Annotated in this window: 11 protein-coding genes; 8 read left to right on the top strand and 3 right to left on the bottom strand. The window is 63.8% G+C overall.

Translation table 11 applies throughout. The annotated features are described in order from the left end of the window. Positions 1 to 31 precede the first annotated feature (31 nt). Complete coding sequence (gene cysD, locus E4P09_RS11680; RefSeq protein WP_137389768.1) at positions 32 to 937, top strand: sulfate adenylyltransferase subunit CysD; 906 nt, start codon at positions 32 to 34, stop codon at positions 935 to 937. Continuing rightward, entirely contained in the window at positions 937 to 2,874 is a 1,938-nt protein-coding gene (cysN, locus tag E4P09_RS11675; protein WP_137389767.1) for a sulfate adenylyltransferase subunit CysN, read from the top strand. The genes cysD and cysN overlap by 1 nt, the downstream gene beginning before the upstream one ends. Before the next feature lie 32 nt (positions 2,875 to 2,906). On the opposite strand, the gene E4P09_RS11670 is transcribed toward cysN, so the two are convergent. After that, on the bottom strand, positions 2,907 to 3,677 hold the full coding sequence (locus E4P09_RS11670) for a metallophosphoesterase family protein (protein ID WP_239025144.1): 771 nt from the start codon (positions 3,675 to 3,677) through the stop codon (positions 2,907 to 2,909). Between the two features lie 316 nt (positions 3,678 to 3,993). Between E4P09_RS11670 and E4P09_RS11665 the strand changes: the two genes are divergently transcribed. Continuing rightward, positions 3,994 to 5,403: a DcaP family trimeric outer membrane transporter gene (locus E4P09_RS11665; RefSeq protein WP_137389766.1), complete on the top strand. Its 1,410-nt coding sequence runs from the start codon at positions 3,994 to 3,996 to the stop codon at positions 5,401 to 5,403. A gap of 316 nt (positions 5,404 to 5,719) precedes the next feature. Here E4P09_RS11665 and E4P09_RS11660 read toward each other — a convergent pair whose 3' ends face one another. Beyond that, a complete protein-coding gene (locus E4P09_RS11660) occupies positions 5,720 to 6,079 on the bottom strand; it encodes a septal ring lytic transglycosylase RlpA family protein (RefSeq protein ID WP_137389765.1) in 360 nt (119 codons plus the stop codon). 360 nt (positions 6,080 to 6,439) lie between these two features. Here E4P09_RS11660 and E4P09_RS11655 point away from each other — a divergent pair, with 360 nt between their 5' ends. The 4 genes from E4P09_RS11655 (at position 6,440) to E4P09_RS11640 (ending at position 11,750) form a co-directional block, all read left to right on the top strand. Beyond that, positions 6,440 to 7,369 (top strand): diacylglycerol/lipid kinase family protein, encoded by a 930-nt coding sequence (locus E4P09_RS11655; RefSeq protein WP_137389764.1) that lies wholly within the window; start codon positions 6,440 to 6,442, stop codon positions 7,367 to 7,369. 100 nt (positions 7,370 to 7,469) lie between these two features. Next, positions 7,470 to 9,908, top strand: a complete 2,439-nt coding sequence (locus tag E4P09_RS11650; RefSeq protein WP_137389763.1) for a glycogen/starch/alpha-glucan phosphorylase — start codon at positions 7,470 to 7,472, stop codon at positions 9,906 to 9,908. A 91-nt stretch (positions 9,909 to 9,999) separates the two neighbouring features. Beyond that, positions 10,000 to 10,431: a hypothetical protein gene (locus E4P09_RS11645; RefSeq protein ID WP_137389762.1), complete on the top strand. Its 432-nt coding sequence runs from the start codon at positions 10,000 to 10,002 to the stop codon at positions 10,429 to 10,431. Between the two features lie 242 nt (positions 10,432 to 10,673). Then, positions 10,674 to 11,750 (top strand): AbrB family transcriptional regulator, encoded by a 1,077-nt coding sequence (locus E4P09_RS11640; protein WP_170984381.1) that lies wholly within the window; start codon positions 10,674 to 10,676, stop codon positions 11,748 to 11,750. Positions 11,751 to 11,854: 104 nt separating this feature from the next. On the opposite strand, the gene rnd is transcribed toward E4P09_RS11640, so the two are convergent. Next, entirely contained in the window at positions 11,855 to 13,045 is a 1,191-nt protein-coding gene (rnd, locus tag E4P09_RS11635; RefSeq protein ID WP_137389760.1) for a ribonuclease D, read from the bottom strand. 188 nt (positions 13,046 to 13,233) lie between these two features. Here rnd and aspS point away from each other — a divergent pair, with 188 nt between their 5' ends. Further along, positions 13,234 to 15,012 (top strand): aspartate--tRNA ligase, encoded by a 1,779-nt coding sequence (gene aspS / locus E4P09_RS11630; protein WP_137389759.1) that lies wholly within the window; start codon positions 13,234 to 13,236, stop codon positions 15,010 to 15,012. The last annotated feature ends 31 nt before the right edge of the window (positions 15,013 to 15,043 follow it).

The following is a 15,043-nucleotide window of genomic DNA, read 5'->3' as shown; positions in this document are numbered from 1 at the left end:
GCCTGTTCCAAGAAAAGGCACCCGGGGTTTCATGACGGCACTTCCCCAGCACTTGCGGCTGCTTGAGGCGGAATCAATACACATCGTTCGCGAGGTCGCGGCTGCTTTCGAGCGGCCGGTCATGCTTTATTCGATCGGCAAGGATTCGTCCGTCCTGCTGCATCTGGCGCGGAAGGCCTTCTTCCCGTCCAAGATCCCGTTTCCCCTCCTGCATATCGACACCACCTGGAAATTCCGCGACATGATCAGCTTTCGCGACCAGGCGGCAGAGCGATACGGGTTCAAGCTGATCGTTCATACCAATCACGAAGCGATCGCCGCGGGCATCAGCCCTATCACCCATTCCTCCGTGGTCTATAACGACCTGATGAAAACCAAGGCGCTGCGGGATGCGCTGGCTGCGGGACGCTTTGATGCGGCCATTGGCGGGGCGCGGCGCGATGAAGAGAAAAGCCGCGCCAAGGAACGCATCTTCTCCATCCGCTCGTCCGCGCAGCGCTGGGACCCCAAGGCGCAGCGGCCGGAACTCTGGCGGCTGTTCAACACGCGCCTGGCGCCCGGCGAGACCATGCGCGTGTTCCCTCTGTCCAATTGGACCGAGCGTGACATCTGGCAGTATATCTACCGCGAGGACATCCCCATCGTTCCGCTGTATCTCGCCAAGCCCCGGCCAGTGGTGCGCCGGCAGGGGGCGTGGATCATGGTGGACGACCACCGGCTGCCGCTCGAGCCGGGGGAGGCGCCGGAGATGCGCTGGATCAGGTTCCGCTCGCTGGGCTGCTACCCGCTGTCGGGGGCGGTTGAATCGCGCGCGGCGACCTTGCCCGAGATGCTCTTGGAAATGCAGACGAGCCGGGTTTCGGAGCGCCAGGGGCGGCTGATCGACACGGATCAGGTGGGCTCCATGGAGAAGAAGAAGCAGGAGGGGTATTTCTGATGGCGCAAGTGCTGTCCGCGGCCGAGACGGCCGAGGCGCTGCTCGCCCGGGTGCTTGCCGCGGAGGAGCGGAAGGGCCTGCTCCGCTTCATCACCTGCGGCAGCGTGGATGACGGCAAGTCGACCTTGATCGGGCGGCTGCTCTATGATGCAGAGCTGGTGCTGGAGGATCATCTCGCTGCCCTGGCGAACGAAAGCGTGAACCGGGCGGTGACCGAAGACGGATTCGATTTCTCCCTGCTGGTGGATGGCCTGCAAGCCGAGCGCGAGCAGGGCATCACCATCGACGTCGCTTACCGGTTCTTCGCCACCGAAAAGCGGAAGTTCATCGTGGCCGACACGCCGGGCCACGAGCAGTACACGCGCAACATGGTGACCGGCGCCTCCAATGCGGAGCTGGCGATCATCCTGGTGGATGCGCGCAAGGGCATTCTGACCCAAACCCGGCGGCATGCCTATATCTGTGCGCTGGTCGGCATCCGCGATGTGGTGGTCGCGGTCAACAAGATGGACCTGGTCGGCTATTCGGCCGAGGTGTTCACCCATGTGGAAGACGAGTTCCTCGCCTTCGCTCAATCCATCGCCATTCCGAATGTGAGGTTGATCCCCGTATCGGCGCTGAAGGGCGACAACATTGCCAGGCCGTCGCAGCATATGTCCTGGTATGATGGGCCGACCCTGCTTCAGCACCTGGAGACCGTGGCGGTGGATGACGAGCGGGAGCGGGCGGCAACCCAGCCCTTCCGCTTTCCGGTGCAATGGGTCAACCGCCCGGATCTCGATTTCCGCGGTCTGTCCGGCACCGTCGCTTCAGGAACGGTGCGGGTCGGGGATCGGGTTGCGGTTGCCCGCTCGGGGCGCGAGAGCACGGTGAAGCGGATCGTGACCTTTGACGGTGACTTGGCCATGGCCCGGGCGAGCGATGCGGTCACGATCGAGCTCGGCGATCATGTCGACGTCTCGCGCGGCGACGTGTTGGTTCCGGCCGGCGCCGCAGCGGGGGCCGCCCCGGCTGTCACCGACCAGTTCCAGGCCCATCTGGTGTGGATGGCAGCGGAAGAGATGATCCCCGGGCGGTCCTATCTCCTGCAAATCGGCCATGAGGCCGTGCCCGGCTCGATCACCGAGCTCAAGCACCGGGTGGATGTCAACACGCTGGAGCGTGCAGCTGCAAAGACCCTGGGGCTGAACGAGCTGGCTGTCGTCAACGTGGCGCTGGACCATCCGGTCGCCTTCGACCCCTATTCGGCGAACCGGACGACCGGCTCGTTCATCCTGATCGATCGGCTGACCAGCACCACGCTCGGCGCCGGCATGATCGACTTCCCCCTGCGGCGCGCCACCAACATCGCGTGGCAAGCCTTCGACATCAATCGTGCCGCCCGCGCGGCACAGAAGCGGCAGGCGCCTGCCATTCTCTGGTTCACCGGGCTTTCCGGTTCCGGTAAGTCGACCATCGCCAACCTCGTGGAAAGGCGGCTGTTCGCGGAAGGCCGGCACCTCTATGTGCTGGACGGCGACAACATTCGGCACGGCCTCAACAAGGATCTCGGCTTCACGGAGGCGGACCGTGTCGAGAATATCAGGCGGGTGGCCGAGGTGGCGCGGCTCATGGCCGATGCGGGCCTGCTCGTGCTGGTCTCGTTCATCTCGCCGTTCCGGCGCGAGCGGCAGATGGCCCGGGAAATCGCCGGTGATGTGCCCTTCGTCGAGATCTACGTGGACACACCGCTCGAAATCTGTGAAGCGCGCGATCCGAAGGGGCTCTATAGCAAGGCGCGCGCTGGGGCGATCGCCAACTTCACCGGCATCGACTCGCCTTACGAGCCTCCGGAGGACCCGGAGGTCGTCATTCATGGCGGCGTCGGACGCCCCGAGGACCACGCCGAGTTGGTGATCGCGCTGGTGGAGCGACTGCAGCGGTCTGGCGAGTTTTAGGTCCAGAGTGGGGCGGCTGCGGCCAACAGAGTTCAGAGAAAACGGACCGAATCACCTTCCAGGACAGCGCAGCTGAGCTTGCCGGTGAGATAAGCGCCTGTATCCACGTTGATTCGGTTCTTGCGCTGCTGAGGCGTCTCGACCGGCGTGTGGCCGTGCACGACCACCTTGCCGAAATCCATATCGCTGTGCAGGAAGGCGTCGCGAATCCACAGCATCTCCTCCTGCCTCTGCCGGTCGAGCGGCACGCCTGGCCGGACGCCCGCATGGACGAAGAAATACTGTCCGATGGACAGATACACCGGCAGGTTGCGGAGGAAGCTCAGGTGGTGCGGCGGCATCTTGGATGCCAGCTCCTTCGCCACGGCTTCGGCCTGGGACATGTCACGCGTCCGGCTCACATCGACCCCATAGGAGGCAAGGGTCTCGAGGCCGCCGTTCTGGCGCCAGAACTCGAGAGACGCAGGTGATTCGAGGAAGTCGAGCATCAGCTGCTCATGGTTGCCCCGCAGGCAGACCCGCTGCCATCCGGGCGGCGGCGGTGTGCTGAGCGCCTCGACGACCCCGTAGCTGTCCAGGCCACGGTCCAAATAGTCGCCAAGGAAGATCTCGACATGTTCCTCAGCCGGATTGGCCCGGGCATCCTGGCGAATACGCTGCCAAAGGTCTTTCAGCAGGTGAAGGCAGCCGTGAATGTCGCCCACCGCGTAGATTCGCACGCCGGGCGGCAGCATCTCGGCGTGCTTCCGTTGGGTGCGCCCAAACAGATCGGCTAGAAATCCCGCGACAGAGCTCGATGCCATTCTCATGCTCTCAGTGGGCCACGCAAGGGTGACCCCCCAACATTGTGTAAATGATTGTGGTCAGATGCGCACCACCGGTGGAAGCGCAGACGCCACCTCCCACGCGGAAATGCCGGCCAGAAAGACGCCAGTTATATTGCGACGACGGCCTGTGACGGCAAGCCACTCGTAGGTTGTGACATACACGCCACAGTCCTGGCAAAACAGGAGATTGGCTGCCCTGGTTCAGTATTGCACACTTGTGCATCAGAACTTCCTTCGCGATAGTGCAGCAAATAAGCCTAACGTCCTATTCGAGAGAGATGGGGGAATTCCAATGACGTCTAAAAACATCGGCCGCGTGTTGCTCGGGGGGGTGGCGTTGGCCGTGCTGAGCACTGGCGCTCAGGCTGATGAGTTGAGCCAGCTGAAGGCCCAGCTCGAAGCGCTGCAGGCGCAAGTGAATCAGCTGGAGGCCCGTCCGGCTGCGCCCACTCTGCCCGAGGGTGCCAGCTGGATCACGTTCAGGCGCGGTACCGAGGCTACGGCCGATTGGAATACTGCGCGCGCCGGTGACTATATTCCGTCGAGCAGCGGCGTGACCATTGCGATTACGCCATCCGCTGATCTGCCCGCTCCGGTGCATGAGGTGACGATCTCTGGTTACGTCAAGGGCGACGTGATCTACGACTTCGACCAGGACTTGGGCGACCTCTTCAGCTATACCGCGATCAACGGCCGGGATGATCAGGAGCACATCCGTCTTCATGCCCGCCAGACGCGTTTCAACATCAAGTCGAAGTCCGATACGGCTATCGGCCAGATCCGGACCCTGATCGAAGGCGACTTCTTCTCCGGCGGCTCGTTTGGCAGCACGGACTGGCGTATGCGTCACGCCTGGGGTGAATGGGACATGACCCCGAACTGGACGTTCGGTGCTGGTCAGACGTGGACCAACTTCATGTCGCCGTTCACAGGCATCACCACGGTGGACTTCAACGGTGACATCGGTCTGATCGGTGCTTCGCGTAACGCGCAGGTTCGTCTGGCTTGGCATGATGGGCCGATGCTCTTCGCGGTTGCTGCCGAACATCCGCGCGACAGCTGGCTGCTGACCGACTTCGGCAATTCGTCCAGCAACATTCCGGACTTCACGGCGCGCTGGCAATATGATGCGCCCGGCGGTCACAAGTTCCTGATCTCCGGCGTCCTGCGCAATTACCACACAGACAGCTCGCTGGGCGGCAGCTCTGAAAGCGAACTGGGCTGGGGTGTTCAGGGTGCTGTGAACATCAATCTCGCCGACATCGCTACCCTGACCACAGCGGTCATCTATGGTGACGGTATCGGTGGCTATATCTTCGGTGCGAACCGGGGCGCCTATTACGATGGCTTCACCGGTGATATCGAAACCATCGAGTCCATGGGCATCTTCGCGGGCTTGATCTTCAATGTGACCGACACGACCAGCATCAACCTGGGCTGGGGCTATACCGATCAGAGCCGCAGCGATCTGCTCGATGCGAGCTGGGTGACCGGCCGGTATGACCAGAACGTCGACATCATGTCGGCTCACGCCAACATCATCTGGCAGCCGGTTCAGCAGCTGCGGCTAGGCTGGGAAGTGATGTGGGCCGAGCGTCAGCGCACGGTGCCGGTGTTCGACCCGGCCGGAACGCTGGTTGACGCTGGCACACGTACCGACGACGCATTGCGTGCTCAGTTCGGTGCCTGGTTCTACTTCTAAGACCACAGTACATTCGCAAGAAGGCCGGCTCGTTTGAGCCGGCCTTTTTCGTTGGGGCCTTGGTCAGGCCGTACAGGTTTGGCGCTTCGCTGCCTTTCGGAACGGCCGGAGCCGCACGCATAGACGCGGGGGTGCCGGTCTGTCGGCGGGTCCTGAGAGGATGCTCAGTCAGCGAAAGAAATGGAATCTGCGGCGCGCCTGCAGGCATTCTTACCGGCAGTGCACCGCTCGGGTGGAGCACCCGGCCCGGTCTTCGTCGACCGGGCGGCCTTCAAACGCGATCACGGCCCTGCCGTGATCGCAAATCCACCCTTTGTCAGTTGACGACTTCGACGACCACGCGGGCAACACCCGACCGGATCATGCCGAGGGCGCGGGCGGCGCCACGGGAGACGTCAATGATCCGCTTTTTCGCGAACGGGCCGCGATCATTGATACGGACGACGACGGAACGTCCGGACTTGCGGTGCGTTACCCGAACTTTGGTGCCGAATGGCAGCGTGCGGTGCGCTGCGGTGAGTGCGTTCGGGTTGAAGCGTTCGCCATTGGCCGTGCGGCTGCCATGGGAATAATAGGACGCCATGCCTTCCTGGCGTGCTTCCACAGGGTTGTGTGCGCCCAATGTGAAACTGATACAAGCCGCCGTAGCGACAAGAGCGAGAGCGGCTCTTCTCATGCGCAGTCCTTTGCTGTCATGCGGAGTGTGATCCCCCAAGCGTCAATCCCCCGGCGCTCCAGTCCCGCAGCGCCGCAGCAGCTCATGGCGGCTGCCGCGACTTGTGAACAGCGCAGATGAGGCCATATTGTGGCGGCAGCTTCGGTGGAACGCCCGCGCTATTGCCTGAGCGGCGGCAACCGGCGGTGAAGGCGCCTGCTCCCTGGCCGAGACCTGCCGAGGAGCTGCTTGGGCCGGCGCGACGCCTAGCCGCGCCCAAACTGCCGTGTAGCGCCTGAAGGCTTTTGCCTCTAGATCCTTGCGTTCGAAAACCGGTGTCGGGCGGTTCCTGCTCCGGTGGCGGCCAGGAGCCGGTGTCGCATGTGGAGCTATGTTCTCGTCAACCGAACGGCCGGGACGGTCTTGAGCCTGGGCGAGGAGCGGATCCGGTCCGTGCTGGTCGAACTGCTGGCAGCCGCACCCGGTCGTCCGGAGCTTCTGTTCGTCGACTGCGCGGAGTTGATCCGCATGCTGGAGGATGTGAAACACGGCACAGCGGATCAGACCGTGATCATTGGCGGGGGCGACGGCACCGTGTCGACGGCAGCGGGCATTCTTGCCGGCAGCAACATTGCCCTTGGGGTCCTGCCTCTTGGGACAATGAACCTCCTCTGCCGGGCCGTGGGCCTGCCCCTCGATCTCGCCGCGGCCGCAGTGGCGCTGCTCGAGGCAGCGGCCGAGCCCGTCGATCTCGGCACCGTCAATGGCCGCGTCTTCGTGCACCACGTATCGCTCGGCTTTCATCCGAAGATGGTGTCGCTGCGGAATGCGCGGGGCTATCGATCGCGGCTCGAAAAAATGTGGGCTTCCTTGTTGAGCTGGGCGCAAGTGGTGCGGCAGCCGCCGTCGATCGCCGTGCAGGTCCATGCCGGCGTGCGCGCCCAGCCGCTGCGCATGCGCACGCCGGCGCTCATCGTGACAAACAACCGACTGCTCCGCAGCCTTGGCAGCCTGCCGCAGCCGGAGCGGCTGAACGGAGGAACGCTGGAGCTGCACATTGCCAAGTCGGACCGGACGCTGGACGTGATCAATATGTCGTTAGCCGCGCTGACCGGGCGATGGGACGACACGACGCTCTTCGAGACCCGCGAGGCCGCCGCCTGCCGGATCAGCCTCAACCGGCGACGGGTTTCGGCCTCAGTCGACGGAGAGTTAACAGATCTCCATACGCCTCTGGTATTCGAGAGCCTGCCGGGTGCGCTCAAGCTGCTGCAGCCGCCGCGCGCCGAACGCGTTGCCGTAATGCGATGATCCGGCGGAATACGTGCCCGGTGCATTGAACCGCCAGCCTGTCGACATTACCCTTTGTTCGGGGCGGCATTATCCTCGTAACGGTATATTCGGGGTTTACATGAATTTTCAGGAGCGATGGCCTCAACCCTCCAGTCTGAAGCAGGCGCTTTTGGCGCGCCTGGTGCTGGGGCTGGGTGTTTCGCAAGAGCAGGCGAGCTTGCGGGACTGGTTCCAGGCGACGGCGCTCACGGTGCGGGAGCTGCTCACTGCCCGTTGGCACGAAACCAACCGCCAGGTGCGAGACCACGGCCTGAAGCAGGTGTCCTATCTGTCCATGGAGTTTCTGCTGGGGCGCGGTCTGCAGAATGGCTTGATGGCGCTCAATATCCTTGACGAATGTCGGGAAGCCCTGGCGGAATGCGGGGTGCGTCTTGAAGATCTGATCGAGCTGGAGGTCACCCCGGCGCTGGGCAATGGCGGCCTCGGGCGCCTCGCTGCATGCTTCCTCGATTCCATGGCGTCGCTGGGGCTGCCCAGCATTGGCTATGGCATCCGCTACGAGTTCGGCATGTTTCGGCAGGAGGTTATCGACGGCTGGCAGATCGAGCGGCCGGACGACTGGCTTGCCGACAGCAATCCGTGGGAATTCATGCGGCCCGAGCGACAGTATCTCGTGCGCTTCGGCGGGCGGGTGGTGCACGAGGGCAACCGCGTTCACTGGCTCGATGGCGAGGCCGTCTATGCCATCGCCTATGACACGCTGGTACCGGGCCATGGGCATTACGCGGTCAACACGCTGCGCCTGTGGGGTGCGCGGCCAGTGGAGCCCATGGACCTCGCGACTTTCAATCGCGGCGCCTTCATGGAGGCGCTGTCGCCGCAGCTGCGGGCCCGCACAGTGGTCCGGGTTCTCTATCCGGATGACAGCACGATCGAGGGACGCGAACTGCGGCTGCGGCAGGAGCACTTCTTCGTATCGGCCTCGATCCAGGACACGCTGCGGCGCTTCCGGGCCGATTACGACGATTGGGCACTGCTGCCCGACAAGATCTCGATCCATCTCAATGACACGCACCCTGCGCTGGCGCCGGCCGAGCTCATGCGGCAGCTGGTCGACGAGCACCTGCTGGCGTGGGACGACGCGTGGGACTTAGTCACGCGCGTGCTGTCCTATACCAACCATACGCTCATGCCGGAGGCGCTGGAGATCTGGCCCTGCGACATGATGGGTCGGCTGCTGCCCCGACACCTTCAGATCATCGAGGAGATCAACCGGCGCTTCGGCCAGCAGGTCGAGGCACGTCCGGGCGACAATCAGCCTGACCTGTTCGCCAAGGTTTCGGTGATCCAGGAGGACGGAGAGCGGCGGGTCAACATGGGCCGCCTATCGGTGCTGTCGAGCCATAAGGTCAACGGTGTATCGAGGCTACACAGCCGGCTGGTGCGCGAGCGGCTGTTTCCGGAATTCGCCGAGCTGTTCCCGGAACGCTTCGCGAATGTCACCAACGGCATCACCCCCCGGCTGTGGCTCAACTTGGCGAACCCGAAGCTCGCTACACTGATCAACGAGACCATCGGGGACGGCTGGCAGCGGGATCTCAGCCGGCTTGCGGATTTGCGGCCAAGCGCGGAGGACGACGCCTTCTGCGGGCGGCTGGCGGACATCAAGGCCTTGAACAAGCAGCGCCTGGCCAAGCTGATCGCGCATCGTGTCGGGATCGAGGTGAACCCTGCCGCCATGTTCGACGTGCAGGTCAAGCGCATCCACGAATACAAGCGGCAGCTGCTCAACCTGCTTCACGTGATTGCGCGGTGGAACGCCATGCGCGCCGCCCCGGAGCAGGACTGGCCGGCGCGGGTCGTGATCATGGCGGGAAAGGCGGCGTCCGCCTATCATATGGCCAAGCTGATCATCAAGCTGGCCCACGATATCGGCCGCCGCATCAATAACGACCCCGTGACCGGCGACCGGCTGAAGCTGGTGTTCCTGCCGGATTACAGTGTGTCTCTGGCGGAGTACATCATCCCGGCGGCCGATCTGTCGGAGCAGATATCGCTGGCGGGCACCGAGGCGTCTGGCACGGGCAACATGAAGCTGGCGCTCAATGGGGCGCTCACCATCGGCACGGCGGACGGGGCGAATGTTGAAATCGCCGAGCAGGTGGGGCCGGAGGATATCTTTATTTTCGGCATGAGCGTGGAGGAGGTCGCGGCGCTGGATGCATCCGGCACCTATTCTTCGCGCGAGATCTATCGCAATAGCCAGCAGCTGCAGGAGGTCATCGATCAGCTGGGGGCGGGCCAGTTCTCGTCCGATCCCGCATGTTTCTGGCCGATCGTCGACTCGCTCTTGGATGGGAACGACCATTTCAAGCTGCTGGCGGATTTCGACTCCTATTGGCAGGCGCAACGGGCGGTGGACCGCGCCTGGCGCGACCAGCCTGCATGGCTGCGTAAAGCGGCCCGCAATATCGCGGGAGCAGGGCGGTTCTCCAGCGACCGCTCGATCAGGGATTATGCATCCCGTATCTGGAATGCGGGATATCTGCCGGCCTAACTCCGCTGCGACACGAGTGAAGCATTGCGCTCTTTCCGCCTGATGCTAGGTTGAGGCCTCATATCGGGGCTCGAAGCCAGTAAGGAGGGGGATGATGCGGAGGGTTTTGGCTGTAGCGCTTGCTGCCGGGGTCGCTGGAGCCGCGCTGAGCGAGCCGGCCAGCGGGAGCAGCGCGGGCGACGTAATCGCCGGGATCGCGATCGGCGCGGGCGTGGTGGCCCTCGGTGCGGCGGCGGCCTCGTCGGCTCAGCGCTATCACAACGATCCGTATTATGATTATAACCAGGGGCTTTCTCCGGAAGGCAATGCCATTGCCGCGTGCAGCCACAAGACATGGCGCGCGCTCTACCGGGATGGCGCGCAAAAGGTGACCATCAGAAAGGTGAAGGACGCGCGTTTCCAAGGGGGTGGCGAGTGGCGCGTCAAGCTGCGGGTCGAGGCGCGATACAAGCGCCACAGGGACATGCTGGACGTGGTCTGCCATGTGGTGCACGACCGCGTCGTCAAATTCCGGTACGCCTGAGGCTCCTGCGCGTGCGAACGGCTTAGTCGGGGCGTAACCGCCGCGTATGCGGACGGCCCCGCAAGTCTCGCGGACCGTGTACGGGCGTTGAACAAAGGCAGCGCCATTTTGGCGCGGCGGGCCTCCCATCGATTTACCCGAGGCAACAATAGGGCCATACAGGGTGGTGCCGCTCGCTTCGGGGCTCTGCTGTGCGGCGGCGTAACATTGGTCCTGTTGTGCCTACCGCCTTTAGCCGTCTCTTGTCTTCCGCCTGGTTACGGATTCTGCTGACCGTTCTGGTCGCTGCAGCAGGAGGCGGCATTTTTGCCCTGATCGGCTTGCCGGCGCCATGGCTTGCCGGCGCGATGATCGCCACCATGGCGCTGTGCCTCGGCGGCTTTCCAGCACGAGTGCCGCGCATCGCAAATGCGGCGGTGTTCGTGCTGCTCGGCTTGTCCATCGGTTCGAGCGTGGATTGGGAAACGCTCGCGCTCATGCGCAGCTGGCCGGCGAGCCTTGCCATCCTGGCCGTGACCATGCTGCTGGTGACGCTGGCCCTGCAAACCTATTACCGCAAGGCCTATGGGTGGGATCCACGGACCAGCTTCTTTGCTTCCGTGCCGGGTGCCTTGTCCAGCGTGGTCATCTTCGCGGTCGAATACCGCGCGGATGTGCTGCGCGTCACGGTGGTGCAGTGTGTGCGCCTGGCATTCCTGGTGGCGTTTCTGCCGCTGGTCATCACGTTCCTGGCCGTGCCAAGCGGGGCGGCTACGGAGATGCCGGAGGCGACCCATTCCATCGCCGAGCTTGGCCTCGTCGTCGCCTGCGGTATTGGCGGCGCTTGGCTGTTCGACCGCCTGGGCATCCCCGCCGGGCTGCTGCTCGGGGCCGCGGCTGCCAATATAGCTCTGCATCTGGGCGGGGTGGTGGAAGGCAGCTTGCCGGCCTGGCTCTTGGAGCCCGCCTATGTGGTGCTCGGCGCAATCATTGGCGCGCGTTTTTCGGGCATTACCGCAGGCATGGTGCTGCAGTCGGCCGGCGCGGGGATCAAAGGCTGCCTTCTCGCCTCGATCATTGCCGTCATAGGCGCGCTCACCACATCCTGGGCCACGGGGCTGCCCTATCCGGAAACCCTGTTGGCCTTCGCGCCGGGCGGTCTCGATGCCATGACCATCCTGGCGTTTGCCCTTGGGCTCGACCCGGCCTATGTGGCCGCGCACCAGGTGTTCCGATTCCTGCTGATGACCATCGCAATGCCGCTCGTCTCGCTGTGGCTGGGGCCGGCCAGCAAGAAGACGGCGTGCTCGGCGACGCGACCTGCCGATCACCAGGATTAGGCTAGCGCGCTTCCGCTGTTCTTCGAATCGCGGAACCGCTCTAAGTCTTTGCCTGGTCGCATTTTCTTCATGCGAACCGGTATCCACTTCGCTCGAAAATGCTTCTAGCCGCCGGATGCGCTATCGAGTACGCGGCTACGGCTGAGCTTGTCGCGCGGCAGGATGCGCGCTTCGCCTCTCTCGAAGACGATGGCCAGCCGGCCGTGCTTTATCCCGAGGGCGACGTCGCCGAAGATAATGCGGCGCCAGCCGTGCAGGGCGGGCACATCGGCACTGTCATCGGCGGCGATCGCATCGATATCGCTGCTGGTGGCGATGAGCTTGGGGGCAACGCCCTCCGTCTGCGCCACCACCTTCAGCACCAGGCGCAGGATATCGCCAAGGGCGCCGCTGCTTTCCCGGGCGGGGGCCTCATCCATCCGCGGGAGCGATTTGAGATCGACCGCCAAGCCGCGCGCCACAGCGGCGAGCAGTCCAGCGCCGAGGCGACCGTCGGCAAAGCCCTTCGGCACCGCGCGCAGCGCTCGGAGGTCCTCGAGACTCTTGGGCGGATGCTGTGCGACTTCCGCCAGCGCATCGTCCTTCAGGATACGGCTGCGCGGGATATTCCGCTCCTGCGCCTCGCGCTCGCGCCAGGCGGCGATCTCCATGAACACGGCCTGGCCGCGCTTGTCCCGCGCCCGGAATTTCAGCCGGCGCCAAGCGTCGGCCGGATCTGTTCGATAGGTCGACTCGGAGGTGAGGATCGCCATCTCCTCGTCAAGCCAGCTTTCCCGGCCGGAGGCGTCGAGCTCCTTCTTGAGCTTCTTGTAGACCGTGCGCAGGTGAGTGACGTCGGCCAAAGCATATTCGAGCTGGCGGGTAGACAGCGGCCGGCGACTCCAGTCGGTGAACCGCGAGCTCTTGTCGATGGTGGCGCCCGCAAGCTTGCGCACGATGTTCTCGTAGCCCACCTGCTCGCCGAACCCGCAGACCATGGCGGCCACTTGGGTGTCGAAAATCGGCTTGGGTACGATGCCGGCGAGATAGACGACGATTTCGATGTCCTGGCGGGCCGCATGGAAGACTTTGAGCACGCCCTCGTTCTGCATCAGGGTGAAGAACGGCTGCAGGTCGAGCCCGGGGGCCAGCGGATCGATGATGACGGCGCGCTTGCCGCCCGCCATCTGCAGGAGACACAGCTGAGGCCAGAATGTGGTCTCGCGCATGAACTCGGTGTCGACCGTGACGAAGGTCTCCGAGGCGAATTCGTCGCAAACGGCCTTGAGATGGTCTGTGGTGGTGATGATTTCCATGGATGTAGCCTAAGATGCGGCGAGTCTATGCACTGTTCAAGCGCTTATGCTGCAACGCCGCAAGCCACGGCCGCCAGAACGGTCTTCGCGCCTTGACAAAGCCGGAGCACCGTGCGCTTTTCCGCGGCTGATCGACCGTTTGCGCTGGGAGGATCCCTCTCGCGCGTTCAGCTTTGGACGAACCGCCCATGCACCAGTATAGAACCCATACCTGCGGCGCGCTCCGCGAAAGCGACATCGGCGCTCGGACAAGGCTGTCCGGCTGGGTGCACAGGGTGCGCGACCACGGCGGGCTTCTGTTCATCGACCTTCGTGACCATTACGGCATCACGCAGATCGTGGTCGATCCCGATTCGCCGGCGTTTTCCCGGGCTGAAGAGCTGCGCGCGGAATGGGTGGTCCGCGTGGACGGCCTCGTGCGCGAGCGGCCGGGCGACACGAAGAACCCGGCCATCGCCACCGGCCAAATCGAGGTGTTCGCAACCGAGATCGAGGTGCTTTCGGCGGCGGCCGAACTGCCCCTGCCGGTGTTTGGCGATGCGGAGTACCCGGAGGAGACGCGGCTGAAATACCGCTTCCTCGACTTGCGCCGCGAGCGCCTGCACCGGAACATCGTCAAGCGGAGCCAGATCATCTCCTGGCTACGACGGCGTATGATCGAAGACGGGTTCACCGAGTTCCAGACGCCCATTCTCACGGCTTCGAGCCCGGAAGGCGCACGCGACTTCCTGGTGCCCTCGCGGCTGCATCCCGGCAAGTTCTACGCGCTGCCGCAGGCGCCGCAGCAGTTCAAGCAGCTTTTGATGATCGCCGGCTTCGACCGCTATTTCCAGATCGCACCGTGCTTTCGCGACGAGGATGCGCGCGCGGACCGCTCGCCCGGCGAGTTCTATCAGCTCGACATCGAGATGAGCTTCGTCACCCAGGAGGACGTGTTCCAGGCGGTGGAGCCTGTGCTGCGCGATTTGTTCGTCGCCTTCGGGGAAGGCAAGCCGGTGACCCAGACTTTCCCTCGCATTCCTTATGCCGAGGCGATGCGGAAATACGGCTCGGACAAACCTGATCTGCGCAATCCCATCGTGATGGAGGCGGTCACCGAGCAGTTCGCTGGGTCTGGCTTCAAGGTCTTTGCCAACATGATCGCCAGCGATCCGACGGTCGAGGTTTGGGCGATCCCGGCGAAGGGCGGCGGCGCCCGCGCCTTTTGCGACCGCATGAATGCCTGGGCGCAGAGCGAGGGGCAGCCCGGCCTCGGCTATATCTTCTGGCGCGAGGGCGAGGAGGGCGGCGCCGGGCCGGTCGCCAAGAACATCGGACTGGAGCGGGCCGAGGCGATCAGGACCCAGCTCGGGCTTGGGGTTGGGGATGCCGCGTTTTTCGTGGCGGGCAAGCCGAAGGTGTTCACGAGTTTTGCGGCGGCGGCCCGCAACAAGATCGGGCGGGAGCTCAACCTCGTGGAGCTCGATCAGTTCGCCTTTTGCTGGATCGTCGATTTCCCCATGTTCGAGTGGAACGAGGAGGAAAAGCGCATCGACTTCTCGCACAATCCGTTCTCGATGCCGCAAGGCGGGCTCGAGGCGCTGAACAGCAAAGATCCGCTGAGCATCAACGCCTTTCAGTATGACGTGGTATGCAACGGGGTCGAGCTTTCGTCCGGCGCGATCCGGAATCACAAGCCCGAGATCATGCGCAGGGCGTTCGAGATCGCCGGCTATGACCAGAGCGTGCTTGAATCCAAGTTCGGCGGCATGTTGCGCGCCCTGCAATATGGCGCCCCGCCCCATGGTGGCATTGCGCCCGGCCTCGACCGCATGGTGATGCTGCTGTGCGGGGAAGAGAACCTGCGCGAGGTGGTTGTGTTCCCCATGAACCAAAAGGCGGAAGACTTGCTCATGGGCGCACCCTCGGACGTCACGCCCCAGCAGCTGCGGGAGCTGCATATCCGGCTGAACCTGCCCAAGGGCTAGGTTTGCTGCGTTTGCGGCCGCCCTTGACCTT

The organism is Rhodoligotrophos defluvii (genome assembly GCF_005281615.1).
Lineage (GTDB): Bacteria > Pseudomonadota > Alphaproteobacteria > Rhizobiales > Im1 > Rhodoligotrophos > Rhodoligotrophos defluvii.
Note: the sequence above shows the minus strand (reverse complement) of the source record. Positions and strands in the feature narration are given on the sequence as shown.